This is a genomic window from Rhodococcus sp. NPDC059234, assembly GCF_042754225.1.
GTDB lineage: Bacteria > Actinomycetota > Actinomycetes > Mycobacteriales > Mycobacteriaceae > Rhodococcus_G.
Genome location: NZ_JBHZAH010000002.1, coordinates 40,507 through 67,497 on the forward strand (window position 1 = coordinate 40,507; position 26,991 = coordinate 67,497).

Genomic DNA, 26,991 nt, shown 5'->3' on the forward strand with positions numbered 1-26,991 from the left:
GCCGCGCCGCGCCCGGCCGCCGACCTCAGTGGCTGGACAGGTACTCCTCGAGCACCGGACCCACCACCGCCAGCGCCTCCGGCTCGATCATCTCGTTGTGCTCGCAGTGCACGACGATCTCCGTGATATCGCCGGTCACCGCGTCGCGCCACTCCTGCGGCGAGTGATCTCCGTTGGAGGTGGCGTCCGCGCGGAAGAAGAGCATCTGGCCGTCGAACCGGGACGGGTTGAAGCTGCGCAGGATTCGAGCCGAGTCGGTGAAACCGGCGCTGATCCGTTCGAGGTGGGCGGCGGTCAGCCCGGTGGTCTGGCCGAACGACTCGTCCAGCAGTTCCACCGCCCGAGCGTAGGTCAGTTCGCCGTTGCCGGTGGCGTCGGCGGTCAGGTCCAGACCGAGTCCGTGCAACAACTCGGGGACGGTCAGGGACTCCGGTGTGTCGTCGTCGAGGTCGACGTAGCTGTCCATGATCGCGAGCGTCGCGACCTCCTCGCCGAGATCCCGCAGTTCCACCGCGACGGCGTGGGCGATGACGCCGCCGAGCGACCAGCCGAGCAGGTGATAGGGCCCGTGTTCCTGCACCGACCGCATCTCCTGAACGTAGCGGTGCGCCAACTGTTCTATCGAGGTGAAGCTGGGGCCGCCGCTGATGACCGGCAGCTGCAGGCCGTAGGCGGGCCGGTCGCTGGCGAGGTGCCGCACCAGACCGGAGTAGCCCCACGACAGTCCGATCCCGGGGTGAATGCAGAACAGCGGGGACTTGCCGTGGCCGTTGCTCGACGGCAGCGCCGCCCGCAGCGGGATCACCACCCGCAGTGCGTCGTCCACCGGTGCGGCCTGGCCCGGCTCGTCGACCGATCGGGCCAGGCCGGCCGGTGTCGGATCGAGGAAGATCGACTGCAGCGAGAGGGTGCGGCCGAGCCGGGTCTGCAGTTCCGAGACGACCCGAGTGGCCACGATGGAGTTGCCGCCCAGGTCGAAGAAGCTGTCGGTGGCACCGACCTCGGCCACGCCGAGCACCCGGGCGAAGGCGTCCGCGATGGCTCGCTCGGTGGGGGTGCGCGGCGGTTCGAAATGCGTGGACCGCATGCCGAACTCGGGCGCGGGCAGCGCCTTGCGATCGAGCTTGCCGACCGGCGTGACGGGCACCTCGTCGAGCACCACGACCGCGGCCGGGACCATGTGCGCGGGAAGCCGCTCCGCCGCGTACGACCGGATCTCCCCCGGGTCCAGATCCGCGCCGTCCTTGCCGTGGACGTACGCCGCGAGCAGGGTGTCCCCGGACGGTCCGACGTGCCCGAGCGTCGCCGCGAACGTGATGGACGGATGACGGGCCAGGACGGTGTCGATCTCGCCGAGTTCGATGCGGAAGCCCCGCACCTTCACCTGGAAGTCGCTGCGGCCGATGTACTCGACGATGGGCGCCGCGTCGCCGCCGGGACTGGTCCACCGGACGATGTCGCCGGTGCGGTACATACGCTGCCCGGGCGCGCCGAAGGGATCGGCGACGAACCGCTCGGCGGTGAGGCCGAACCGGCGGTGGTAACCGCGCGCCAGGCCGGGACCGGAGATGTACAGCTCGCCCGGCACTCCCGCGGGCACCGGCTGCAGGCGGGTGTCGAGGACCATCTCCTCGAACCCGATGGCCGGCCGGCCGATGTTCACCGGCCGCTCCGCGCTCATCGGATCGCTCACGCTGGCCTGGATGGTCGTCTCGGTCGGCCCGTACCCGTTGAACATTCGGCGCGTGCGGGCCCACTTCTCGACCAGCTCCGGCGGGCACGCCTCGCCCGCGACCGCCAGCACCACCAGATCGTCGAGGTCGGTGTCGTCCATCGACGACAGCGCGGTCGGGGTGATGAAGGCGTGCGTGACACGCTCGCGGCGCAGCAACGCCTCGAGTTCGCGGCCGCCGTAGACGCTCGGCGGGACCACGACCACCCGCGCCCCCGCGCAGAACGCCATCATCAGCTCGAAGACCGAGGCGTCGAAGCTGGGCGAGGCCAGGTGCGACACGCGGGACTCGGGGGTGACGCGGAACCTGCTGTGCTCCTCCGCGGTGAGATTCGCGATGCCCTTGTGGGTCACGATCACGCCCTTGGGCAACCCGGTCGACCCCGAGGTGTAGATCAGGTACGCCGGGTGCGCGAGCTGCAGGGGTGCGGTGCGGTCCGCGTCGGTCACCGCGGCGGCGTCGAAGGCCGCGATCTCGGCCTCGAGTGCCCCGTCGAGGACCAGCCACGGCACCGTGTCCGGCAACTGTTCGCGCCGGCCCTGCACCGTCAGCCCGAGAACGGCCGCGGAGTCCTGGAGCATGTACTCGATCCGCTCCTGCGGATACGTCGGGTCGACCGGGACGAATCCGGCGCCGGCCTTCGCGACCGCCCAGATCGCGACCACCTCGTCGACGGACCGGGACAGGCCGAGTGCGACGAAGGTCTCCGGCCCGACGCCGCGATCACTGAGCAAGCGGGCCAACCGATTCGAACGGTCGTCGAGTTCGCGGTAGCTGACCCGCCGGTCCTCGAACGTCATGGCCACCGCATCCGGGTCGGCTGCTGCCGCCGCGGAGAGCAGGTCCGGCCACAGCTGCGCCCGGCCGCCGGCGAGGCCGTGCGCCGGGGCCAGTTCGGAGAGCTCCTCCTCGTCGAGGATGCCGATGTCGCCGACGGCCACGGACGGATCGGCGGTCACCGCGCCGAGGATGCGGACGAATCGATCCGCGAAGCCGCGCACCGTGTCGGGGTCGAACAGGTCGGTGGCGAAGTCGAAGGCCGCGCGCAGTCCCGCGGGCTCGTCGTCGTCGAACTGCTCGGCCAGGATGAGCTCGAGGTCCTCCTTGGCGACGTGGGTCGCCAGGTCGACGCCCTCGACGTGCAGGCCGGGCAGCTCGAGTCGCGGACGCTCGGTGTTCTGGAACTCGAGCGAGACCTGGAACAGCGGCGAATAGGACGTCGAGCGTACGGGATTGAGCTTCTCGACGAGCCGCTCGAACGGGAGGTCCGCGTGTCCGAAGGCGGCGAGGTCGGCGTCGCGGACCTGATCGAGCAGGTCGGCGAACGGAGTAGACGGTTGCACCCGGGTGCGCAGCACCAGCGTGTTGACGAACATGCCGATCATCTCGTCGAGCGCGGCGTCGCCGCGACCGGCGATCGGCGTGCCGATCGCGATGTCGTCGGCGTCACCGAGCCGAGCGAGCAGCACCGCGAACACCGCGTGCGCGGCCATGAACACGGTCGTGCCCTGTTCGCGCGCCAGGTCGGTGAGCGCTCGGTGCAGGTCGGCGGGTACCTCGAACTCGACCCGGTCCCCGCGCAGGGTCTGCTGCAACGGTCGCGGTCGGTCCGTGGGCAGGCCGATGACGTCGGGCAGCCCGGCCAGGGTCCGGGACCAGAACTCGAGCTGCGCCGCCGCCGGGGAATGCGGGTCGTCCTCGCTGCCGAGGACCCGGCGTTGCCACAGGGCGTAATCGGCGTACTGGGCAGGCAGCGGCTCCCAGCCTGGTGCGTTGCCGTCGCTGCGTGCCACGTACGCGGTCATCACGTCGCGGGCGAGGGTCGCCAGCGAGAAACCGTCCGCGCAGATGTGGTGCACGACGATCACCAGGGCGTGCTCACGCTCGCTCACGCGCAGCAGCGCCGCCCGGATCGGCACCGCGGCCGTGACGTCGAAGCCCCCGGCGGCGAGTTCGGCGACGCGGCCGGCCAGGTCGGCCTCGTCCACCTCGATCGTCCCGAGGTCGGGCACGACCTCCTCGGCGGGCAGGATCACCTGCGCGGGCTCGCCGTCCACCAGGGGGAAGGCGGTGCGCAGCGACTCGTGCCGGTCCAGCACGTCCGCGACCGCGGCCCGCAGGGCGTCGGTGTCGAGGTCACCGGTCAGCCGCACCGCCAGCGGGATGTTGTACGCGGGCGAGCTGGTGTCGAACTGGTTGAGGAACCACATCCGCTGCTGCGCCAACGAGATCGGGATGTGGCCCGGCCGCTCGGCGGCGGTCAGCGCGGGGCGGGCGGCACCGGTCTCGGCCACGGCGATCTGCTCGGCCAGCGCACGCACCGTCGGCGCCTCGAACAGTGCCCGCACCCCGATCGCCACGCCGAGCGCCGCGCTCAGTCGTGCGGTCACGCGCGTCGCGATCAGCGAGTTGCCGCCCAGTTCGAAGAAGTCGTCGGCGACGCTCACCCGGTCGAGGCCGAGGATCGTGCCGAAGACGTCGGCGATCGTCTCCTCCAGTTCGGTACCGGGTGCCACGAATTCGCCCAGGGTGGACGCGAACTCGGGTTCCGGGAGGGCGCTGCGGTCCAGCTTGCCCACCGGCGTGAGCGGGATCTCGTCGAGCATGGAGATGCTCGCCGGCACCATGTGGGCCGGCAGTCGCTCCGCCAGGCCCGCGGTGAGTTCGGCGGGCTCCACCCGGTGGCCGGTGGCTGCGAGCACGTAGCTCGCCAGCGCGGTGTCGCCGGTCGGTCCGACCGCGGCGACCGTGACGGCGAACCCGACCCCCGGCTGCGCCATGATCGCGGCGTCGATCTCACCGAGTTCGATCCGGAAGCCGCGGATCTTGACCTGGAAGTCGCTTCGACCCACGTACTCGAGCGCGAGCGAGCTGTCCGGGTCGTCGGGGTCGGTCGGCACCCAGCGGACCACGTCGCCGGTGCGGTACATCCGCTCCCCCGACGTGCTGCTCGGGTCGGCGACGAACCGGCCCGCGGTGAAGCCGGGGCGGCGGTGGTAGCCGCGGGCCAGGCCGAGGCCGCAGATGTACAGTTCGCCGGGCGCTCCCACCGGGACCGGCTGCAGGTTCGCGCCGAGGACCACCTCGCGGACGCCGCGGATCGGTCCGCCGAGTGTGATCGGCCGACCCGGAGTCATGGGGGCGCTGATGTTCGACATCACCGTGGTCTCGGTGGGGCCGTAGGCGTTCGAGAGTTTGCGGCCCGGTGCCCAGCGGGCGACCAGTTCGGGCGGGCAGGCCTCGCCGCCGAACGCCACGTGGGTGAACTGCTCGAGGCCGGCCGGGTCGACCGTGGCGAGCGCGGCGGTGGTCACGAAGGCGTGGGTGACGCCCTCGCACTTGATCAGCTGGGCCAGTTCGGTGCCGCCGTAGACGGTGGTCGGGGCGATCACCATGGTGGCGCCCGACCCGAAGGCCTGCAGGTACTCGAAGACCGACCCGTCGAAGCTCGGCGTCGAGAAGTGCAGGGTACGTGAGCTCGGCGAGGCCCCGAACCGCGTGATCTGGTCGTGGGCGAAGTTGTCCAGACCGGAGTGCGTGACCACCACGCCCTTCGGCGTGCCGGTCGACCCCGACGTGTAGACGAGGTACGCGGCATTGTGGATGTCGATCGGCGCGATGCGGTCCGCGTCGGTGACCGGTCCGGCCGGCTGCGCGGCGGCGCGCTCGGCGAATGCGGGCGCGTCCAGGTAGAGCCACGGCACCGAGTCGGGCAGCCGTCCGCGGTGCGCGCTGAGCGCCAGTCCGACGGTGGCGCCGGAGTCGGTGAGCATGTGCGCGATGCGGTCCGCCGGGTAGTTCGGGTCAACCGGGACGAACGCGGCACCGGTCTTCGCCACCGCCCACATGCACAGCACCGAGGACACCGAGCGAGCGATACCGAGGGCGACGAAGGTCTCCGGTCGGGCGCCGAGCCCGATCAGCACGCGGGCGAGCTGGTTGGACCGCTCGTCGAGCTCGCGGTAGCTCACCTCGTGACCGTCGATGGTCAGCGCGATCGCCTCGGGGTCGATCGCGACGCCGTCCGCGAGGATCTGCGGCAGGGTGCGCTCGGTGGACCCTGCGGGCCCGCGGACCGGGAGCAGTCGGTCGAGTTCGGCGTCGTCGAGCGCATGCACCCGCGCCACCTGCGTCTGCGGTCCGACGGCCACCAATTCCAGCACCCGCCGGACCCGGTGGGCGATCTGCTCGACCTCGCTGTCGGAGAACGCGTCCGAGCTGTACTCGAACTTCAGGTGCAGCTGCCCGGCACCGGACTCGGCGGTCTCCGACGCCACCACCGCGAGCGGGTAGTGCGCCGAGTCCCGGCCGCTGATCCCGGCCACCCGCAGGCCGGCGATGTCGGTCTCCTCGCTGAGGCCGGCGCGGTCGATCGGGTAGGACTCGAACACGGTCAGGGTGTCGAATTGCGCTCCGGGGCCTGCGGCGTCCTGGATGTCGGAGAGACCGAGGTGATGGTGATCGAGCAGCTGCGCCTGCTCGGTCTGGACCCGGTCGAGGAGGTCCCCGACGCTCTCGTGTGGGTCGAGTGTGATGCGCACCGGGATCGTCGAGATGAACAGGCCCACCATCGATTCGATCCCCGGAATCTGCGGTGGCCGGCCGGACACGGTGCCGCCGAAGACGATGTCGCGGCGGCCGGACAGCGCGCCGAGCACCAGGCCCCAGGCGGCCTGGACGACGGTGTTGAGGGTGATGCCGCGTTCGCGGGCCATGGTGCGCAGCAGCGTGGTCTGCTCCACCGACAGCGCGAGCGCGTGCTCGTGCGAACCGGCGGACGGCGGTCGACCGGTCGTGGCGATCGGCGCCAGCAGGGTCGGCTCGGTGACGCCCGCCAGGGCGCTGCGCCAGGCGTGCACGGATTCGGCGACGTCGCGCCGGGCCATCCACTCGAGGTAGTCGCGGTACGGCCGCACCCGGGGCAGGTCGCTGGCGTCGCCGTCGGTCGCGTACAGCGTCAACAGGTCTCGCACGATCAGCGGCGTCGACCAGCCGTCCAGCAGGATGTGGTGGTTCGTCAACACCAGCCGGTACTCGCCCGGCGCCATCGTGACCATCAGCATCCGCAGCAGCGGCGGGGAGGTCATCTCGAAGCGGGCGCCGCGGTCGGCGTCCAGGGCTGCTCGGAACTCGACGTCCCGGGCGGCGGCGTCCCGGCCCGCGCCGGACAGGTCGATCTCGGTCCACGGCAAGGTGACTCGATCGGAGATCACCTGGACCGCCGCGCCCTCCTCGTCCTGGACGAACGCCGCCCGCAGGTTCGGGTGCCGATCGAGCAGCGCCTGACCGGCCCGGCGCACCCGCTCGGTGTCCACGACGCCGCGCAGGTCCAGGGTCAGCTGGACGACGTACGGGTCGACGCTCGCGTCGGCGAGCTGGGTGTGGAACAGCAGGCCGGACTGCAGCGGCGAGAGCGACCATATCGCGGTCACCGCCGGGAACCGGGTCTCGATGCGGTCGATGGCGTGCTGGTCGAGGTGGACGAGGTCGACGTCGGACGGGGTGAATCCGCCCGCGGCGGGGGCGCTGGCGTGCCTGGCGATCGCCTCGAGCGCCTCCACCCAGGTGTCGGCGAGATCCCGGACCTCCTCGGCGGTCAGCACACCCGCCGGGAACGCCCAGGTGGCCCGCAGTCGGGGCCCGTCCGCGGAGGCGAGCGTCACCGCATTCACGTCGAGCGCCGTCTCGACCGGCATGTCCGGGCTGGGTGCGTCGTCGAGGTCGACATCGGTGACCGGGAGCCAACCCTGCCCGGTGTCGGTGGGTGCCGACGTCCCGGTCAACCGGCCCAGGTAGTTGAAGCTGATCTGTGGACGCGCCAGGTCCCCGAGCCCGGTGCCGTCGGTGAGGTATCGGAGCATCCCGAAGCCGATGCCGTGGTCGGGCGCGCCGAGCAGTTGCTCCTTGATCGCCTTGATCGCGCGTCCGGTGGACGGGCCGCCGTCGAAGGCGGCGGCGACGTCCACGCCGGACAGGTCCAGGCGCACCGGGAACAGGGTGGTGAACCAGCCGACGGTGCGGGCCAGGTCGGCGCCCGGTGCGGCGGACTCCTCGCGGCCGTGACCCTCGAGGGTGACCAGTGCCGCCGACCCGTCCTGGCCGCGGTCGCGGCGCCACCGCGCGAGAGCCAGCGCGAGACCGGTGAGCAGGCCGTCGTTGACGCTGCCGTGGAAGGCCTCGGGGACCGCGGTGAGCAGTGCCTCGGTGACCTCCGCGGGGACGTCCACTCGCACCCGCTCGAGGGTCGAGTTGAGGTCGATCGCGCGGTCGAGCGGCCGCGACCCCAGCACGGGGTCGCCTGCGGCGAGCACGGAGCGCCACCGGGCCAGTTCGGGGGTCCGGGCGCCTGCGGTGTCGGCCAGGGCGTGCGCCCAGCGCCGCACGGAGGTGGCGACGGGGGCGAGGTCCGGTTCCCGACCGCCGCGCAGCTGCGCCCATGCGGTCGCCAGGTCCGGTACCAGCACCCGCCAGGACACGCCGTCGACGGCCGAGTGGTGGACCACCAGCAGCAGTCGGCCGGATCCGGATTCGGGTGCGAACCAGATCGCCTGCAGCATGATCCCGCCGTCCGGGTCGAGCCTGCCGGCCGCCTCCCGCAGCGCCGCGGCGGCGAGTTCCTCGAACTCGGGTCCGGTCACCGTCGGGGCGTCGATGCGGGTGACCAGGCCGCCCGCACGCACGGCACCGGGCGGAGGGATCTCGACGGTGCGGGTATCGCGCAGCAGCCGTCCCCGGAGCATGTCGTGCCGGTCGAGGACCGCCTGCAGGGTCCGGTCGAGGGTGTCGCGGTCTGCGTCGGCGGGCAGGGTGAGCAGGGCGGTCTGGGTGTAGCGACCCAGGTCGCCGCCGCGGTCGAGCAGCCAGTGCAGGACGGGCGTCATCGGCAGTTCGCCGACCCCGCCGCCGGGCAGTTCGTCGAGCACCGGAGCCCCGCCGGGGCCCGACCGCTCGGCGACCGCGGCCAGCGCGGCCACCGTCTTGTGCTCGAACACCTCGCGCGGGGTCAGGACGAGGCCGGCGTCCTTGGCCCGCGCGACCAGCTGGATCGACATGATGCTGTCGCCGCCGAGCGCGAAGAACGAGTCGTCCACGCCGATCGCCTGACGGGCCGGGTCCCCGTCGGCCGCCGCGATGCCGAGCACCTCGCCGAAGAGCCCGGCGAGCACCTCTTCCGTTCCGGTGCGTGGGGCGCGCCCCGGTTCCGTGAGGGCGCCGAAGTCCGGTTCCGGCAACGCCTTCCGGTCCAGCTTGCCGTTCGAGGTCAACGGCAACCGGTCCAGCTCGACGATGGTGGCCGGCACCATGTGCGAGGCGAGTTCGGCGGAGAGGTGACCGAGCAGGTCGGTCCGGCGGACCCGCGCGCCGGGCTCGGGGACGATGTAGCCGACCAGGCGGGTACGGCCCTCGCCGTCGTCGTGGACCACCACGACCGCCTGGGCGACACCCGGGAAGCGCAGGGCCTCCGCCTCGATCTCGCCGAGTTCGATGCGGAAGCCCCGGATCTTGACCTGGAAGTCGCTGCGGCCCAGGTACTCCAGCTGTCCGTCGTGATTCCAGCGCGCCAGGTCGCCGGTCCGGTACATGCGGCCGCCGTTGCCGACGGGGTCGGCGACGAAGCGGGCCGAGGTCAGGGCCGACCGGCCGAGGTAGCCGCGGGTGACCTGGTCGCCGGCGACGTACATCTCACCGGTGACTCCGGGCGGAACCGGCCGCAGCCGGCGGTCGAGGATCGACACCCGGAGCCCCGGCAGCCCGCGGCCGATCACGGAGGCGGAGGCGGTCGCGGCCGTCGCGGGATCGAGCGGCAGTCGCGTCACGTGCACCGTCGTCTCGGTGATGCCGTACATGTTCACCAGGCGCGGCGCGGTCGCGTCGTGCCGGGTGTACCACCGGCCGAGCTGAGCGAAGTCGAGTGCCTCGCCGCCGAAGATCACGTAGCGCAACGAATCCAGGTGCCCGGGTGTGAGCCGATCCGCCTCGGCCAGTTGGTAGAAGGCCGTCGGCGTCTGGTTCAGCACCGTCACCCGCTCGCGGCGGAGCAGGTCGACGAGCGCCTCCGGTGAGCGGGCGGTGTCGTGGTCGACCACGACCAGCCGGCCGCCGTACAGCAGCGGTCCCCACAGCTCCCACACCGAGAAGTCGAAGGCGTACGAGTGGAACATCGTCCAGACGTCGTCCTCGCCGAAGTCGTAGCTCTCACGGGTGTTGGCGAACAGGGTGAGTACGTTGCGGTGCGCGACCTGCACACCCTTGGGCCGGCCGGTCGAGCCGGAGGTGTAGATGACGTAGGCGACGTCCCCCGGTGCGGTGGGCGCGTTCCGGTCGGCATCGGTGACGGCGGCGTCCGAGGCGGCGCGCAGCGCGCGCCGGGTGTCCGGCCCGTCGAGCAGGATCGTGGGCACCGAGCTCGCCGGCAGCCGGTCGACGTCGGATGCGGTGGACAGGGTGCACACCGGCGCCGCGTCGGCGAGCATGAACGCGAGCCGATCGGCCGGGTAGCTCACGTCCAGCGGCAGGTAGCCGGCCCCGGACTTGATCACCGCGAGCAGCGAGACGACCAGGTCGGCGCCGCGGGGCAGCGCCACCGCGACGAGATCCTCCGGGCCCGCGCCGCGCTCGATCAGGATGCGCGCGAGCCGGTTCGAGCGGGCGTCGAGCTCGGCGTAGGTCAGTGCCTCCTGGCCCGCGGTCACGGCGATCGCATCCGGTGTCCGTGCCGCCGAGCGGGCGAACTCGTCGGCCAGGGTGATCGCCTCGGCGTGGCGTCCGGGGGTGTTCCACTCGGTGAGCATCGCCCGGCGTTCGGCGTCCGTGGTGACCTCGACGTCCCCGACGGGCACGTCCGGTGCGGCGGTCACGGCGGCGAGCAGGTCGAGGAACCGCTCGGCGATGCGCGCCACGGTGCCGGCGTCGAAGATGTCGGTGGCGTAGGTGAACGCGCCCGCCATCCCGGCCGGGTCGCCGGCAGGGTCGGACTCCTCCGTCAGGGTCAACTGCAGGTCGAACTTCGCCACGGCGAGGTCGTGCTCGACACCGGCGACGGTGAGACCGGGCAGCTCGAGGCTCGGCAACTCGTTGTTCTGGAACTCGATCAGCACCTGGAACAGCGGGGTGTGGCTGGTGGAGCGTTCGGGGGCCAGCTCGTCGACGAGGGTCTCGAATGGCATGTCGGCGTGGCCGAACGCGGCCAGGTCGCTCTCGCGCAGGTCCGCGACGAGGTCGCGGAACGACCGATCGGGGTCGAGTCGGCTGCGCAGGACGAGCGTGTTGACGAACATGCCGACCATCTCGTCCAGTGCGGCTTCGCCGCGTCCCGCGACGGGAGTGCCGACCGCGAGGTCCTCGGTGCCGCAGAGCCGCGACATCAGCAGGGCGAGAGCGGCGTGCACGGTCATGAACATCGTCGAACTGGTCTGCCGGGCAATCTCGGTCAGCGCTCGGTGCACCGCCGGATCCACCGTGAACCGCACCCGGTCGCCGTGCAGGTCCCGCTGTACCGGTCGCGGGCGGTCGGCGGGCAACGCCAGCACCTCGGGCAGGTCGGACAACGTCTCCCGCCAGAACCGCAGCTGCGCGGCTGCCAGCGAGTCCGGGTCCTCGGCATCGCCGAGCAGTTCGCGCTGCCAGAGCGCGAAGTCGGCGTACTGCACCGACAGCGGTTCACGCCGCTGCGCCGAACCGCTCGTCCGGGCGGTGTACGCGACCATCACGTCGCGGGCCAGCGGGGCCATCGAGAAGCCGTCGGCGCAGATGTGGTGCACGACGAGGGCCAGGACGTGCTCGTCGGGCGCGCTCTCGAGCAGGACCGCGCGCACCGGGACCGCTTCGGTGACGTCGAATCCCGCCGTGGTGAAGTCGGTGAGCCACCCCGGGATTCGGGCCGTCTCGATCGGGACCAGGGCCAACTCGGCCAGGCTCTGAGCGGCGGGGACGATCACCTGGGTGGGTTCGCCGTACACCAGCGGGAACACGGTCCGCAGCGACTCGTGCCGGTCCAGGACCTCCGTGACCGCGGCGCGCAGGGCCGAGACGTCGAGGGTTCCTGTCAGTCGCACTGCCAGCGGGATGTTGTAGGCCGGCGACGCGGTGTCGAACTGGTTGAGGAACCACATTCGCTGCTGGGCGAGGGACAGCGGAACCCGTTCGGGCCGCTCGGCGGCGACCAGCGGCGGCCGGTCCGGCGCCGCGGTCGACCGGTCCGCCCACGCGGCGAGTGTCCGAGGGGTCGACGCCTCGAACAGCGCCCGTACCCCGATCGCGGTGCCGAGCGCGGCGCTGAGCCGGGCGGTGACGCGGGTCGCGATCAGCGAGTTTCCGCCGAGGTCGAAGAAGTCGTCGTCGACGCCGACCCGGTCCACACCCAGCGTGGTGGCGAACACCTCCGCGACGGTGGCCTCCAGTTCGCTGGTCGGCGCTGCGAACTCCGCCGCGCCGGACACGAAGTCCGGTTCGGGCAGGGCGGTGCGGTCCAGCTTGCCGACCGGGGTCAGCGGGATCACGTCGAGGAAGGTGACGGACTCGGGCACCATGTGCGCCGGCAACCGGGAGGCGGCGAACTCGCGGAGCTCGGCGGCCGTGACCGCGCGTTCGGGAGTGGTGGTCACGTAGGTCGCCAGCCGGGTGTCGCCTGCGGGTGTGCGCTTGCCGAGGGTCACCGCGAAGTCGATGCCGGGATGCGCGGAGACGACGTTGTCGATCTCACCGAGTTCGATGCGGAAGCCGCGGATCTTGACCTGGAAGTCGCTGCGGCCCAGGTACTCCACCAGGTACCGGCCGTTGTCGGCGCGGTAGCGCACGATGTCGCCGGTGCGGTACATCCGTTCCCCAGGCTCGCCGTACGGGTGGGCGACGAACCGGCCCGCGGTGAGCCCGGACCGGCCGTGGTAGCCGCGGGCGAGGCCGGGACCGCACAGGTACAGCTCACCGGGCGTGCCGACCGGAACAGGCTGCAGCCGCGAGTTGAGTACCACCTCGGAGACGCCCAGCACCGGTCCGCCGATGGTGATCGGCTCCCCCGGCGTCAACGGCTCGCTGATGTTCGACATCACGGTGGCCTCGGTCGGGCCGTACCCGTTGTGCAGCTTCCGGCCCCCTCCCCGGGAACTCGGGGAATTGGGCTCGGCCCAGCGCGCCACCAGTTCCGGCGGGCAGGCCTCGCCGCCGACGATCACGGTGCCGAACTCGTCCAGCCCGACCGGATCGACGGTCTCGAGCGCGGCGGGGGTGACGAAGGAGTGCGTCACGTGCTCGATGGCCACCAGCTGCGCCAGCTCCACGCCGCCGTAGACGTTCGGCGGTGCGATCACCATCGTGGCGCCCGGTCCGAATGCGAGCAGGTAGTCCAGGATCGAGCCGTCGAAGCTCGGCGAGGCGAAGTGCATGGTGCGGGAGGCCTCGTCGGTGGCGTACCGCCGCTGCTGCTCGCGGGAGAAGTTGTCGAGCCCGGTGTGCGTGACCACCACACCCTTCGGGGTGCCGGTCGAGCCGGACGTGTAGATCATGTACGCGGGGTTCGACATTCGCACCGACGCGATGCGGTCGGCATCATCGATCGGACCGGAGGACTGCGCAGCCAGCCGGGCGGCGGTGGCGTCGTCGTCGAGGACCACCCACACGGCGCCGTCGGGCAGGCGGTCGCGGGCCGCCGCGACGGTCACGCCGAGCACGGCACCGGAATCGGTGACCATGTGCTCGATCCGTTCGGTCGGGTAGTTCGGGTCCACCGGTACGAAGGCGGCGCCGGTCTTCGCGATGGCCCACATGGTGGTCACCGACTCGACGGAGCGCGAGACGGCGAGCGCGACGAACGACTCGGGTCCCGCGCCGAGCCCGATCAGGGTGCGGGCCAGCCGGTTCGAGGACTCGTCCAGTTCGCGGTAGCTGACGTCGCGGCCCTCGAAGGTCAGCGCGAGCGCGTCACCGCGGCGCTCCGCGGTGTCGACGAGCAGTTGCGGCAGCGTGCGATTCGCGGTGCCGGTCGCTTCCGGCCCGCGCAGTGGCAGCAGTGCGGCCTCCTCCTCGGTGGACAGCAGGCGCAGCGCCGCGAGCGGCAGGTCCGGTGAGGTGGTCAGCGCGTCCAGGACCCGGCGCAGCCGGGACCCGATGCCGTCGATGCGCTCGGCATCGAACAGGTCGGGGAAGTACTCGAGCTTGAGCGTGAGTTGTTCGGTGGCCGAGGCGATCAGGGCCAGCGGGTAGTGCGCGGCGTTGGCGGTGTCGTGCACGTCGAGCACGTGCATGCCCGCGATGTCCGTGTCCTCGGTGAGGGCGGTGCGGTCCATCGGGTAGGACTCGAACACAGTGAGGGTGTCGAACGCCGCACCGGGTCCGGTGAGTTCCTGGATGTCGGTCAGTCCGAGGTAGTGGTGGTCGAGCAGGTCGGCTTGCTCGCGCTGGACCCGGTCGAGCAGCGCGCCGAGGGTCTCCCGGGGGTCGAGGGAGACCCGCACGGGCAGGGTGTTGATGAACAACCCGACCATCGACTCGATCCCGGGGATCTGCGGCGGACGACCGGAGACGGTGCCGCCGAACACGACGTCGTCGCGACCGGTCAGCTCCCCCAGCACGATTCCCCAGGCCGCCCGGATCAGGGTGCTCAGGGTCAGGCCGCGCTCGCGCGACACCGCCCGCAGCCGGTCGGTCCGGTCGGCGTCGAAGTCGAGCAGCACCTCGCGGGACTTGTTCGCGTGCACCCGGCCGACGTCCATCGGGCTGAGCAGCGTCGGCTCGTCGACCCCGGCGAGCGCCCGTTGCCAGAGCGCCGCGGAGTCCGCGACGGTGCGCCGCGACATCCAGTTCAGGTAGTCCCGGTACGGGTTGACCCGCGGCAGCGGGCCCGCGTCCCCGTCGGTCGCGTACAGGGTGAGCAGGTCGCGCAGCACCAGCGGCATCGACCAGCCGTCGAGCAGGATGTGGTGGTTGGTCACGATCAGGCGGTGCGTGTCCGGTCCGGTCCGGATCAGCAGGAACCGCAGCAGCGGCGGGACACCCATGTCGAACCCGCGCGCTCGGTCCGCGTCCATCAACCGCTCGACCCCGCGCTCGAGGTCGTCGCCGGTCGACCCCGCGAGATCGACTTCCGCCCAGGGCAGTTCGACACCGGCGTGCACCAGCTGGATCGGGGTGCCCTCGTCGTCGTAGACGAAGGACGCGCGCAGGTTCACGTGCCGGTCCAGCAGGGACTGGCCGGCGCGGCGGAGCCGGTCGGCATCCGCGCCGCGCAGCTCGAGGGTGAGTTGCACGGTGTAGGAGTCGATGGACTGGTCCGCCAGCTGGGCGTGGTACAGCAGCCCGGACTGCAGCGGCGAGAGCGACCACACGTCGACGAGCGACGGGTGCTCGGCCTCGAGCCGGTCGATCGTCGCCTGGTCGAGGTCGACGAGGGCGAGATCGGACGGGGTCAGCCCGCCCGCGCCCGGACCGGCGGCGTGCCGGGTCAGCGCGGCCAGCGCGCTCGTCCACAGTTCGGCGATCTCGCGTACCTCGGCCTCGGTGAGCACGCCGGCCGGGAACGCCCAGGTGGCCCGCAACTGCGGCCGGTCGCCAACCACGGTGGTCACCGCGTTGACGTCCAGCACCGAGGCGACCGGCATGTCGTGGTCCTGCGCCCGCTCCATGTCGACCTCACCCGAGGGTGTCCATCCGGCCGCGCGACCGCCGTCGGTCAGGTCCGTGGTGAAGCGGCCGAGATAGTTGAAACTGACCTGCGGCGTGGGCAGTTGCGCGAGTTCGGGGCCGTGGTCGCGGTCGAGGTAGCGCAGCAGTCCGTATCCCATGCCGTTGTCGGGGATCGCGAGCAGTTGTTCCTTGACGGCCTTGACGGCAGAGCCCGCCGACCGGCCTCCCGCGAACGCGTCGTCGAGGTCGACCGAGCTCAGGTCCAGTCGCAGCGGGTGGATCGAGGTGAACCACCCCACCGTGCGGGACAGGTCGGCGCCGCCCACGACGTGGTCCACGCGCCCGTGGCCCTCGAGATTGAGCAGGGCGTCGGTCGTGTCGGACGTTCCGTGGGTGCGGTGCCAGCGGGTCAGCGCCATCGCCAGCGCGGTCAGCAGGCCGTCGTTGACGCTGCCGTGGTACCTCTCGGGAATCGCTGTCAGGACACCGTCACTGACCTCTGCGGACAGTTCGACGGTCACCCGCTCGACCGTCGACTCGAGGTCGACTGCGGGATCGAGCGGACGCGACCCGAGGCGCGGGTCGGGACCGCTGAGAATGCCGCGCCAGAGCTCGGACTCGTCGCCGCGGTCGGCGGCCGCGTCGACGAGGGCGTGCGCCCAGCTGCGCATCGAGGTGCCCACCGGCGCCAGCGTGGGGGTCTGCCCGGACTGGACGTGTGCCCACGCGATCGCGAGGTCCGGTACCAGCACCCGCCAGGACACGCCGTCCACCACCATGTGGTGGACGACCACGAGCAGCCGGCCGTCACCGTCGGGCGCGTCGAGCCAGACCACCTGCAGCATCACACCGTTCGCCGGATCGAGGCGGTCCTGTGCCGCGTCGAGCACGGCCAGGGCCGCGGTCGCGAACTCCGGCGTCCCGGGGGCCGCGACCACCGGTACCCGTCGCACGCAGGTTGCGGCGTCGACGGAGCCGGCGGGGCGGACCTCGAGCACCACACCGGCGTCGGCGTTCTCGTCGGTCCGGAGCCGGGCCCGGAGCATGTCGTGGCGGTCGAGGACGGCCTGCACCGTGGCGATCAACGGTTCGATCGAGGTGAGGTCGCTGGGTGCGTGCAGCAGCGTGGGTTGCGACATCCGGTCGAAACGTCCGCCGCGCTCGAGCAGCCACCGGACGATCGGCGTCGGTGGCATGTCGCCGACCCCGGCGCCGGGAAGTTCGGTGAGCACCGGCAGGTCCGCGGCGTCGGTCGCGACGGCCACCTCGGCGAGGCCGGCAACGGTCTTGCGCTCGAACACGTCCCGCGGCGAGAGGTAGATCCCGTGAGCCTTGGCCCGGGACACCAGCTGGATCGACATGATGCTGTCGCCGCCGAGTGCGAAGAACGAGTCGTCCACGCCGATCGTGGTTGTCACGGAGGTGTCGCCGTCGGCCGGCTCGAGGCCGAGGACCTCCGCGAACAGGGCGGCGAGCGCGGACTCGGTGTCGGTGCGCGGGGCGCGGTGGGCGTCGGCGCGCGGGGTGAAGTCCGGGTCCGGCAACGCCTTTCGGTCCAGCTTGCCGACGGGGGTCACGGGCAGTTCGTCGAGGACCACCAGGGTCGAGGGCACCATGTGCGGCGCGAGGAAGGTGCCGGCGAACCCGAGTATCTCCGAGACGTCGACGGTGGGATGGTCGTCGCCGGGGACCACGTACCCGACCAGACGCGGCCTGCCCGCGGCATCGGTCCGCGTGGTGACCACCGCGCGGGCGACCGCGGGATGCCGCACGAGCGTCGACTCGATCTCGCCGAGTTCGATGCGGAAGCCGCGGATCTTGACCTGGAAGTCGCTGCGCCCGAGGTACTCGAGTTCGCCGTGGCCGTTCCAGCGGACCAGGTCGCCGGTGCGGTACATCCGGCCGCCGGTGTACGGGTCGGCGACGAATCGTTCCGCGGTGGTGCCCGGCCGGTGCCGATAGCCCCTGGCCAGGCCGGGTCCGGTCACGTACAGCTCACCGGTCACCCCGACCGGGACCGGGCGCAGCCGGGTGTCCAGGACCATCAGCCCGGTCCCGCGCGGAGGCCCGCCGATGGTGACCGGGCGGTCCGGGTCCATCGGCCCGGTGAGGCTCGCGACGACGGTGGCCTCCGTGGGCCCGTACGCGTTGATCATCGAGCGGCCCGCCCGCGACCACTGCGCGACGAGTTCCGGTGGGCACCGGTCGCCGCCGGTGATCACGCACTCGAGCTCGTCGAGGGCGTCGGCGTCCACCGACGCCAACGCGGCCGGGGTGACGAACGCGTGCGTCACGCGGCCGGACGCGAGCAGGGCGGTGAGGTCCTCGCCGCCGAACACGTCGGAGCCGGCCACGACCATGGTCGCGCCCGCACCGATCGCGATCAGCAGTTCGAGCACGGACGCGTCGAAACTCGGGGACGAGAAGTGCAGCGTCCGCGACTGCGGCGTCACCGCGAACCGGGCCCGCATCTCCGCCGCGAGGTTCGCGATGCCGCGGTGCGTGACCACGACGCCCTTCGGTGTTCCCGTCGAGCCGGAGGTGTAGATCAGATAGGCCGGATGGTCCAGAGTCAGCGGTGCGATCCGGTCGGCGTCGGTGATCGGGGCGTCCGACCACTTGGCCAGGGCGCCGTCGGCGCCGTCCTCGTCGAGGACGAGGTGGCGCGGTGTGGTCGGCAGCGCGTCGTGATGCGCCTCCACGGTGAGCCCGAGGACGGCGCCGGAGTCCTCGAGCATGTGCGTGACGCGGTCCCGCGGGTAGCCCGGGTCGACGGGGACGTACGCGGCGCCGGCCTTCGTGACCGCCCACACGGCGAGCAGCGATTCGATAGTTCGAGGCATCGAGATCGCGACCACCGATTCCGGGCCGACCCCGCGCCCGATCAGCAACCGGGCCAGCCGGTTCGACCGTTCGTCGAGTTCGCGGTAGGACATCGTGCGATCCCCGGCTATCAGTGCGAGGCCGTCGGCGTTGGTGGCGACCGCAGCCCTGAGCAGCGCGGGCAGGGTCCGTGGCCGAACCGGGTCGCCTTCGCGGACCGGGGTGAGCGCCGCGGCCCGCTCGGCAGCGAGAATCGGCGCGTCGCCGACCGCGGCGTCCGGATCGGCGGTCGCCGCGGTCAGGATCCGGACCAGTCGATCGCCGAGCTCGGCGATCGAGTCGCTGTCGAAGAGGTCCGTGGCGTAGGTGAACCCGGCGGAGATCCCGGCCGGCGCACCGGATTCGTCGAACTCCTCGGTGCAGGTCAGTTGCAGGTCGAAATTGGAGATCTCGGTGCCCAGGTCGATTCCGGTCACCGTCAGCCCGGGCAGTTCGAGGCGGGGCCGCTCGTTGTTGCGGAACTCGAACATCACCTGGAACAGCGGCGAGTGCGCGGTGCTCCGCTCGGGCGCGAGCACCTCCACGAGTCGCTCGAAGGGCAGGTCGGCGTGATGGAAGGCCTCGAGGTCGCTCTCGCGCACGGCGACCAGCAGGTCGGTGAACGACATCTTCGGCTCGACCTGGCTGCGCAGGACGAGCGTGTTGACGAACATGCCGACCAGGTCGTCGAGCGCCGCCTCGCCGCGCCCCGCGATCGGGGTGCCGATGGCGATGTCCGTGCTGGCGCTCGACCTGGCCAGCAGCACCGCCAGCGCGGCATGCATCGCCATGAACACGGTCGAATTGCGTTCGCGGGCAGTCGCGACCAGCCGGCGGTGCAGGGCGGCGTCCACCGAGAACGAGACCGTCGCGCCGCGCAGGGATTGTTCCACCGGTCGCGGTCGATCGGTGGGCAGCGTCAACAGGTCCGGCAGGCCGTCGAGGGTGGTGGCCCAGTAGTCCAGTTGCGCGGCGAGCAGGCTGTCCGGATCGCCGAGTCTGCCGAGGACCGAACGCTGCCACAGCGTGTAGTCGGCGTACTGCACCGGCAGCGGGGTCCACTGGGGACCCTGGTCGCTGCTGTGGGCGCTGTAGGCGACCATCACGTCCCTGGCCAGCGGCGCCATCGAGAAGCCGTCCGCGCAGATGTGATGCACGACGATCACCAGCACGTGCTCGGTGCCCGCGCGGTCCCCGGGCTCGACGCGCAGCAGCGCGGCCCGCAGCGGCGGCGCGAGCGTCACGTCGAACCCGGCGTCGGTGACCTCGGTGATCCGCGCCCGCAGCGCTGTCTTGGTGATCGGTTCGACGTCGAGGTCCGGCAGCGCCGCCTCCGCCGAGACGATCACCTGCGTCGGTTCGGCGCCGACCATCGGGAACTTGGTTCGCAGCGACTCGTGTCGGACGAGCACGTCGCGGATGGCGCCGCGCAGGGCAGCGATGTCGAGTTCGCCGGTCAGCCGGATGGCCATGGCGATGTTGTAGGCGGGTGAGGTGACGTCGAACTGGTTGACGAACCACATGCGCTTCTGAGCCAGCGAGACCGGGATCGGGTCCGGGCGAGCTGCGGGTACGAGCGGCGCGCGGTCCTGCGCGTACGCGGTCCCCGATTCGATGCGCAGCGCGAGGGTGGCGACGGTGGGGGCGTCGAAGATCTCCCGTACCCCGATCGAGGTCGACAGCGCGCCGTTGGCCCTCGCCACCAGCCGTGCGGCGATCAGCGAGTTCCCGCCGAGGTCGAAGAAGTTGTCGTGCACGCCCACCCGGGGCAGTCCCAACAGGTCGGCGACAACGGACGCGAGGATCTCCTCCACCGGATTGCGAGGCGGCACGAACTCCGCCGAGGACGCGAGGAACTCCGGCTCCGGCAGCGCGCCGCGGTCCAGCTTTCCGGTGGCGCCGAGCGGGAACTCGTCGAGCACGAGGATCTGGGCGGGCACCATGTAGGCGGCCAGTTCGGTGGACGCGGTGGCGCGCACCGCATCCGGTTCCACGTCGGTGTCCGGCTCGGCGATGACGTACCCGATCAGGGACTCGCCCGTGATCTCGTCGTGGTGCACCACGACGACCGCCTGCGCGACGGTCGGGTCGGCCAACAGCGCGGCCTCCACCTCGCCGAGTTCGATCCGCTGACCTCGCAGCTTCACCTGGAAGTCGCTGCGTCCCAGGTACTCCAGGACGCCGATACTCGGCTGCCGGGGCGAGCGGCTGGGTCGCTCGAGCCAGCGGACCACGTCGCCGGTGCGGTACATCCGAGAGCCCGGCTCGCCGAAGGGGTCGGGGACGAACCGGTCGGCGGTCAGATCGGCACGGCCGACGTAGCCGCGGGCCACCTGGACGCCCGCCAGGTACAGCTCGCCGCGCACACCGACGGGCACCGGGTGCAGCCGCGAGTCGAGCACGTAGGTGCGGGTGTTCCAGACCGGCGCGCCGATCGGCACGCTGGTCACGTCCGTGGCGGCGGTCTCCCAGGCAGTGACGTCGACCGCGGCCTCGGTCGGCCCGTACAGGTTGTGCAGTGCGGCGCCGCTGAAACGGTGGAACGCGTCGGCAGTTGCCGGGGGCAGCGCCTCGCCGCTGCAGAACACGCGCAGCAGTCCGGCGCACTGGTCGGCGCGCGCCGAGGCGAGGAACGCCGCGAGCATCGACGGCACGAAATGCATGGTGGTCACGTGCCGGTCGGCGATCAGCCGGGACAGGTATCCGGGGTCCCGGTGGCCGTCCGGTGCCGCGATCACCACGCGGGCGCCGGTCTGCAACGCCCAGAACAGTTCCCACACCGACACGTCGAAGGTCACCGGCGTCTTCTGCAGGACCACGTCGGTCCCGTCCAGCGGGTAGGTGTCCTGCATCCACCGCAGGCGGTTGACGATCGAGCGGTGGCTCACCGCGACGCCCTTCGGCCGGCCGGTCGATCCCGAGGTGTAGATGACGTATGCGCTGTTGTCGGGGCGGGCGGGACGGCGGTCCGACTCGGTGAGCGGCCCGGCGTCGTAGCCGGACAGATCGAGGGTGTCGATCTCGATCGTCACCGCATCCTCGGGGACTGCGCCGCGCTCGGCGGCGGTGGTGAGCACGCACGCCGGTGCGGCGCTGTCGAGCACGTACCGGATGCGCGCGGCCGGGTGGTCCGGATCGAGGGGCACGTAGGCGGCCCCGGCCTTGACGATCGCGTAGATCCCGACCAGCAGATCCACCGAGCGCCGCATCGCCACCGCGACATGGCTCTCCGGTCCCACACCGGTGGCGATCAGCGCTCGTGCAAGGCGATTGGCCTGCTCCGAGAACTCCGTGTAACTCAGCTCGCGGTCGCCGAACACCACGGCGACCGCATCGGGCGTGCGCGCCACCTGCGTGTCGAACAGGTCCGCCAGGGTGTTCTCGGGCACCGCGGCGGCGGTGGAGTTCCACTCCTCGACCACCCGCCGGCGCTCGTCGGTGCCCACCAGCGGGAGGTCGCCGACCAGGGCGCCGGGATCGTTCACGACCGCCTCGAGCACCCGGACGAATCGATCCGCCAGGGATGTCATCGTGGACCTGTCGAAAAGATCGGTGGCGTAGGAGAACTGGGTTTCGACGGGTCCCGGCTCACCGCTGTCGTCGGTGCGTTCGGTCGCGATCACCTGGAGGTCGAACTTCGCGGTGCCGGTGTCGACGTCCTCGACCTCCGCGGTCAGGTCCGGCAGGGCCAGGCGTCCGTCGACGGCCCCCTGCAGCACCAGCATGACCTGGAACAGGGGCGATTCCGCCGCCGCGCGGGACGGGTGCAGCTCCTCCACGAGCCGGTCGAAGGGCAACTCCACCCGACCCATCGCGGCGAGGTCGTCCGCCCGCACCCGGTCGAGCAGTTCGGCGAAGGTTCCGGCCGGGTCGACCTGGGCGCGCAGCACCACCGTGTTGACGAACATGCCGACCAGGTCGTCGAGTTCGGCCTCACCACGACCTGACACCGGCGAACCGATCGAGACGTCCTGCTCGCCGCTGGACCGCGCGAGCAGCACGGCGAGTGCCGCGTGCAGGACCATGAACAGGCTGGCGCCCTGTGCCCGGGCCACCTCGAGCAGTTGGCGGTGCAATGCGGCATCGATCGTGCAGTCGACGATGCCGCCACGCATCGTCGGCCGCGGCGGGCGCGGTCGGTCCGCGGGGAGCGGCAACGCCTCGGGTGCGCCGTCGAGCACAGCGGACCAGAACGCCAGTTGACGCGACAGCAGGCTGTCGGGATCGTCCGCGGTACCGAGCAGTTCGCGTTGCCACTGCGCGTAGTCCGTGTACTGGACCGTCAGCGGGGCCCACTGCGGGGCGCGGCGGGACAGGCGCGCCTCGTAGGCGGTCAACACGTCTCGCGCCAGGGGCGCCATCGACAGACCGTCCGCAGCGATGTGATGGACGACGAGAACCAGGAGGTGGGTGGTCGGGTCGATGCGCAGGAGCCGGGCACGCACCGGCGGCGCGCTGGTGACGTCGAACCCCTCGGTGGCCAGTGCGTGGACGGCGGCGTAGACCTGGGAGGCGTCCACGTCGACCGGGGTCAGGTCGGCGGTGGTGTCGGCCGCGGGAAGGACCACCTGTACCGGACCCTCGTCGGTGTTCGGGAAGACCGTGCGCAGCGTCTGGTGCCGGTCGATCACGTCCGCGAGCGCCGCCGCGATGGCCTCGGTGTCCAGTGCGCCGCTCAGTCGCACCGCGATCGGGATGTTGTACGCGGCCGAGCTCGGGTCCAGCTGGTTGACCACCCACATCCGCTGCTGGGCCATCGACACCGGCACGGGTCCGGTGTGCGGGCGAGGGGCGAGCTCCGGCCGGGTCCGGTCGCCGCTCGCATGCCCGGCGCGAGCGGCGAGGGTCGCCACGGTGGGCGCCTCGAAGAGGTCGAGCACGCCGAGCGAGGTGCCCAGCGCCGCGTTGGTCCGTGCCACCACCCTCGTCGCGATCAGCGAGTCGCCGCCCAGGTCGAAGAAGGTGTCGTCGACACCGACCCGGTCGACCGCGAGCAGATCCTCGAACACCGCGGCGATCTGCCGCTCCGCGTCGGTGCCGGGTGCGCGGTACTCGGTGACGCTGCCGGCGAAGTGTGGCTCGGGCAGGGCCTTGCGGTCGAGCTTGCCCGCCGGGGTCAGCGGAATCTCGTCGAGCGCCACGATCGTCGCGGGCACCATGTGCGCCGGCAACGCCTGCGCGGCGTGCGCGAGCAGTTCCGCCTCGTCGAACGGTGCGCCCGGCGCGGGCAGCACGTAGCCGACCAGCGCGATGTCGCCCGAGGCGCGGGTGTGCCCGACGGTCGTCGCGAAGTCGACCGCGGGGTGCCCGCGCAGCACGCTGTCGATCTCGCCCAGCTCGATGCGGAAGCCGCGGATCTTGATCTGGAAGTCGCTGCGGCCGAAGTACTCGAGCTCCCGCCGACCGTTCCACCGGGCGAGGTCGCCGGTCCGGTACATCCGCTCCCCGGGCAGGTGCGGGCACGCGACGAATCGCGCGGCGGTGAGCCCGGCCCGGTTCCGGTAGCCGCGGGCGAGGCCGGCCCCGGTCACGTACAACTCCCCCACCATGCCTGCCGGGACCGGTCGCAGGTGCCGGTCCAGGATCATCTCGCCGGTGCCGCGGGACGGTCCGCCGATGGTGACGGGCTCTCCCGGGCGCAGCGCGTCGCTGATGCCCGCGACGACCGTGGTCTCGGTCGGGCCGTACGCGTTGAACATCCGGCGGCCGGCTCGGCCGGAACTCGGGGATGTCGGTGCAGCCCACTGCTCGACGAGGGCGGGCGCGCACACGTCACCGCCGGTGGCCACGCATTCGATGTGGTCGAGTCCGGTCGGGTCCACCGAGGCCAGGGCGGCGGGCGTGACGAACGCGTGCGTGACCCGCTCGCGGCTGAGCAGCTCGGCGAGTTCGGTGCCGCCGTAGATCGTCGGTGGTGCGACCACCATCGTGGCGCCGGATCCCACCGCCATGAGCAGCTCCAGCACGGACGCGTCGAAGCTCGGCGACGAGAAGTGCAGGGTGCGCGAGTCGGCGGAGATCGCGAAACGCTCGCGCTCCTCGGCCGCGAAGTTCGCCAGACCCCGATGGGTGACGACGACACCCTTGGGCAGACCGGTGGATCCGGACGTGTAGATGAGGTACGCGGCGTCGTCGAGGCGGGCCGGCCGCGCGGGCGCCTCGACGACGGCATCGGTGACGCCCGACGCGATGTCGACCTGCGACGGGTCGTCGAGGACCAGCCAGTCGATCGGGCGTGGAAGTTCGTCGACGTCTGCACGCACCGTCAGCCCCAGTGCGGCACCGGAATCGGTGAGCATGTGCTCGATCCGGTCCGCCGGGTAGTTCGGATCGACCGGCAGGAATGCCGCCCCGGCCCGGGCCACGGCCCAGACCGCGGTGACCGACTCGATCGAGCGGGAAATCGCAAGGGCCACAATCGAACCCGGCCCGATACCGCGGTTGCGAAGCCGCCCCGCCAGCCCGGCCGAGCTGTCGTCGAGTTCGCGATAGGACAGTCGACGGTCCCCGCAGACCAGGGCCTCGTGGTCCGGGTCGGCGGTGGCCGCCGTGTCGAGAATCTGCGCGAGGGTGCGCGCGGGGACGTCGGCGGGGCCCCGCACCGGCGTGAGTGCCGCGGCCTCGGTGTCGGACAGGATCGGCGCGTCGGCAACCGTCCGGTCGGGATCCGTCGCGGCCGCGTGCAGCAGTCGGGCGAGCCGGTCGATGACGGTGGCGACGTCCGCATCGTCGAAGTGCTTGCGCGCGAACGTGACCTGTGTGTCCAGTCCGGCCGGGTGTCCGTCCGCGCTGAACTGTGCGGTGAACTCGATACCCAGTTCGGGCTGGTCGGTGTCGAGTTGCGCGGCCGTGACGGTGCGGCCGCCGCGGTCCAGGTGTACGCGGTCTCCGCCGAGCGCGAGCAGCACCCGGGCTCGCGCCGTATCGGTGCGGACGGCCGTGGCGACGAGTTCCTGTGAGAGATCTGCGTGTTCGAAGGCGCGTTGTTCGGTCGCCCGGGCGTCGAGAACCAGATCCGTGAACGACGCGGCGGGATCCAACTGGGCGCGCAGGGGCACGACGTGGCGGCTGCGCGCCGGCCGGCCGTCGTCCGGCGGCTTGTCCGAGTGCACCCACACCGGCGTGTCGATCACGATGTCGTCGCTGTCGGTGAGCCGGCCGAGCAACACCGCCAGCGCGGTGTGCAGCACCGTGAAGGCGTCGACCCCGAGCCTGGCGGCCACATCCGTGACCACGGTGTGCAATTCGGCGCCGAACCGAGTGTCGAACTCCCCGCGCCCCGACTCCGTGTCGACGGCGCGCCGAGGGTGGGTCGGCAGCGGCGGTGCCTCGGGCAGGCGGGCGAGTTCGCGCTCCCAGAACTGCGCGTCCGCCTTCTCGCGGGCCATCCGTTCGCCGAGCCGCGCGGACTCGGGGTGCAGCCCCGCCAACGGTGCGGCCGGGTCGGCGGCGAGCAGTTCCTCGATCAGCTCCACGAACCGACGGTGGTGAGTCCGCAGTTCCTCGTCCCCGTAGCGGTTCGGATTCCCGCGGAAGTCGACCAGCGTCCGCGCCGGCGACCCGCTCTGATAGATGTTGACGAGCAGGTCCTGCACCGGTCCGGACGTCACGATGTGGTACTCGCCGACGATCGACCCGAGCGTGATCTCCTGGCGGAAGAGCATGACGTTGACCATCGGTCCGGACAGGCCCTGCCGGGTGCCCGTCAGGCCCGCGTCGCGGCGAATGTCCTCGAGGCTGCACCGCTGGTGACGCAGCGCGCCCATCAGCTCGAGTTGCACGCGCTGGACGAGGTCGGCGACCGAGTCCTGAGGCAGGACCGTGATCCGCAGCGGCGCGACGTTGACGAGCATGCCGCCCGACCGCTGCAGCGGCGCGGTGGTGCGCGCGGACACGGGCAGGTTGATCAGGACCGACTCGCTGCCCGTCATCCGGGACAGGTAGCAGGCGAAGCCGGCGATCAGCACCGCCGCCGAGGTGCCGCCGACCTCGTCCGAGGCGTCCAGGCGGGCGAGACCCTCGTCGGTCAGTTCGGCGCTCTCGAGTCTGCTGCGGGCCGCCGCGGGGCCTTCGCGACGGGCGAGCGTGGACCCCTCCTCGATGCCGCGGACATGCTCGGCCCAGTACTCGCGGTCGGCCTCGAACCGGCTGGACGCGCGGTACTTCTGGTCCAGCTCGTACAGTGAGCGTAGATCGAGTGATCGATTCGGTTCGGGCTCACCGCCTTTCGATGCCGCGGTGTACAACGCCGCGATCCGGTTGACCATGGTCATGCCGCTGTAGCCGTCGAGCGCGACGTGATGAATTCTCGTGTACCACAGATACTCTCGATCGGCGACCTGAAGGATCGTCATGTCGACGAGGCGATCGCGCGTCAGCCGGATCGGTGTCACGTAGTCGTTGTCGATCCACGCGTGCGCGGCTGCGGACGGGTCGTCCTCCTTGCGGAAGTCGAAGAACGCGATGGAGTTGTCGATCGACGGGTCGAATCGTTGCATCGGCTCGCCGCCGACGTCGACGAGGCGCAGGAACGGCGACTGGAACTCCTTGGCTGCTTGGAGCGCGGTGGCGCGGAGCAGCTCGAGGTCGACATCGCCGTGCAGTTCGATGTACTGGGCGATGAACGTCGGCACCGTCGGACTCAGCTGTTGGCTGAACCACATGCTCCGCTGGACCGCGGAGAGTGGGAAGGCGTCGGACGGATCGTCTGGACCGGTTTCCGGTGCTTGTGACGGCGCGGCGCCTTGTTTCGGATCAGTCGAGGAGTAATCCTTCATCT

The 26,991-nt window shown here is 71.5% G+C and carries 1 protein-coding gene; it reads right to left on the minus strand.

Annotated elements, in window-relative coordinates:
• Window positions 1-25 precede the first annotated feature (25 nt).
• On the minus strand, window positions 26-26,989 hold the full coding sequence (locus ACFXGJ_RS00725; protein WP_378615433.1) for a non-ribosomal peptide synthase/polyketide synthase: 26,964 nt from the start codon (window positions 26,987-26,989) through the stop codon (window positions 26-28).
• Window positions 26,990-26,991: the final 2 nt, after the last annotated feature.

What these genes read in the sequence shown, in the direction of transcription:
- ACFXGJ_RS00725 (WP_378615433.1), bottom strand. Translation starts at nt 26,989, where the DNA reads ATGAAGGATTACTCCTCGACTGATCCGAAACAAGGCGCCGCGCCGTCA.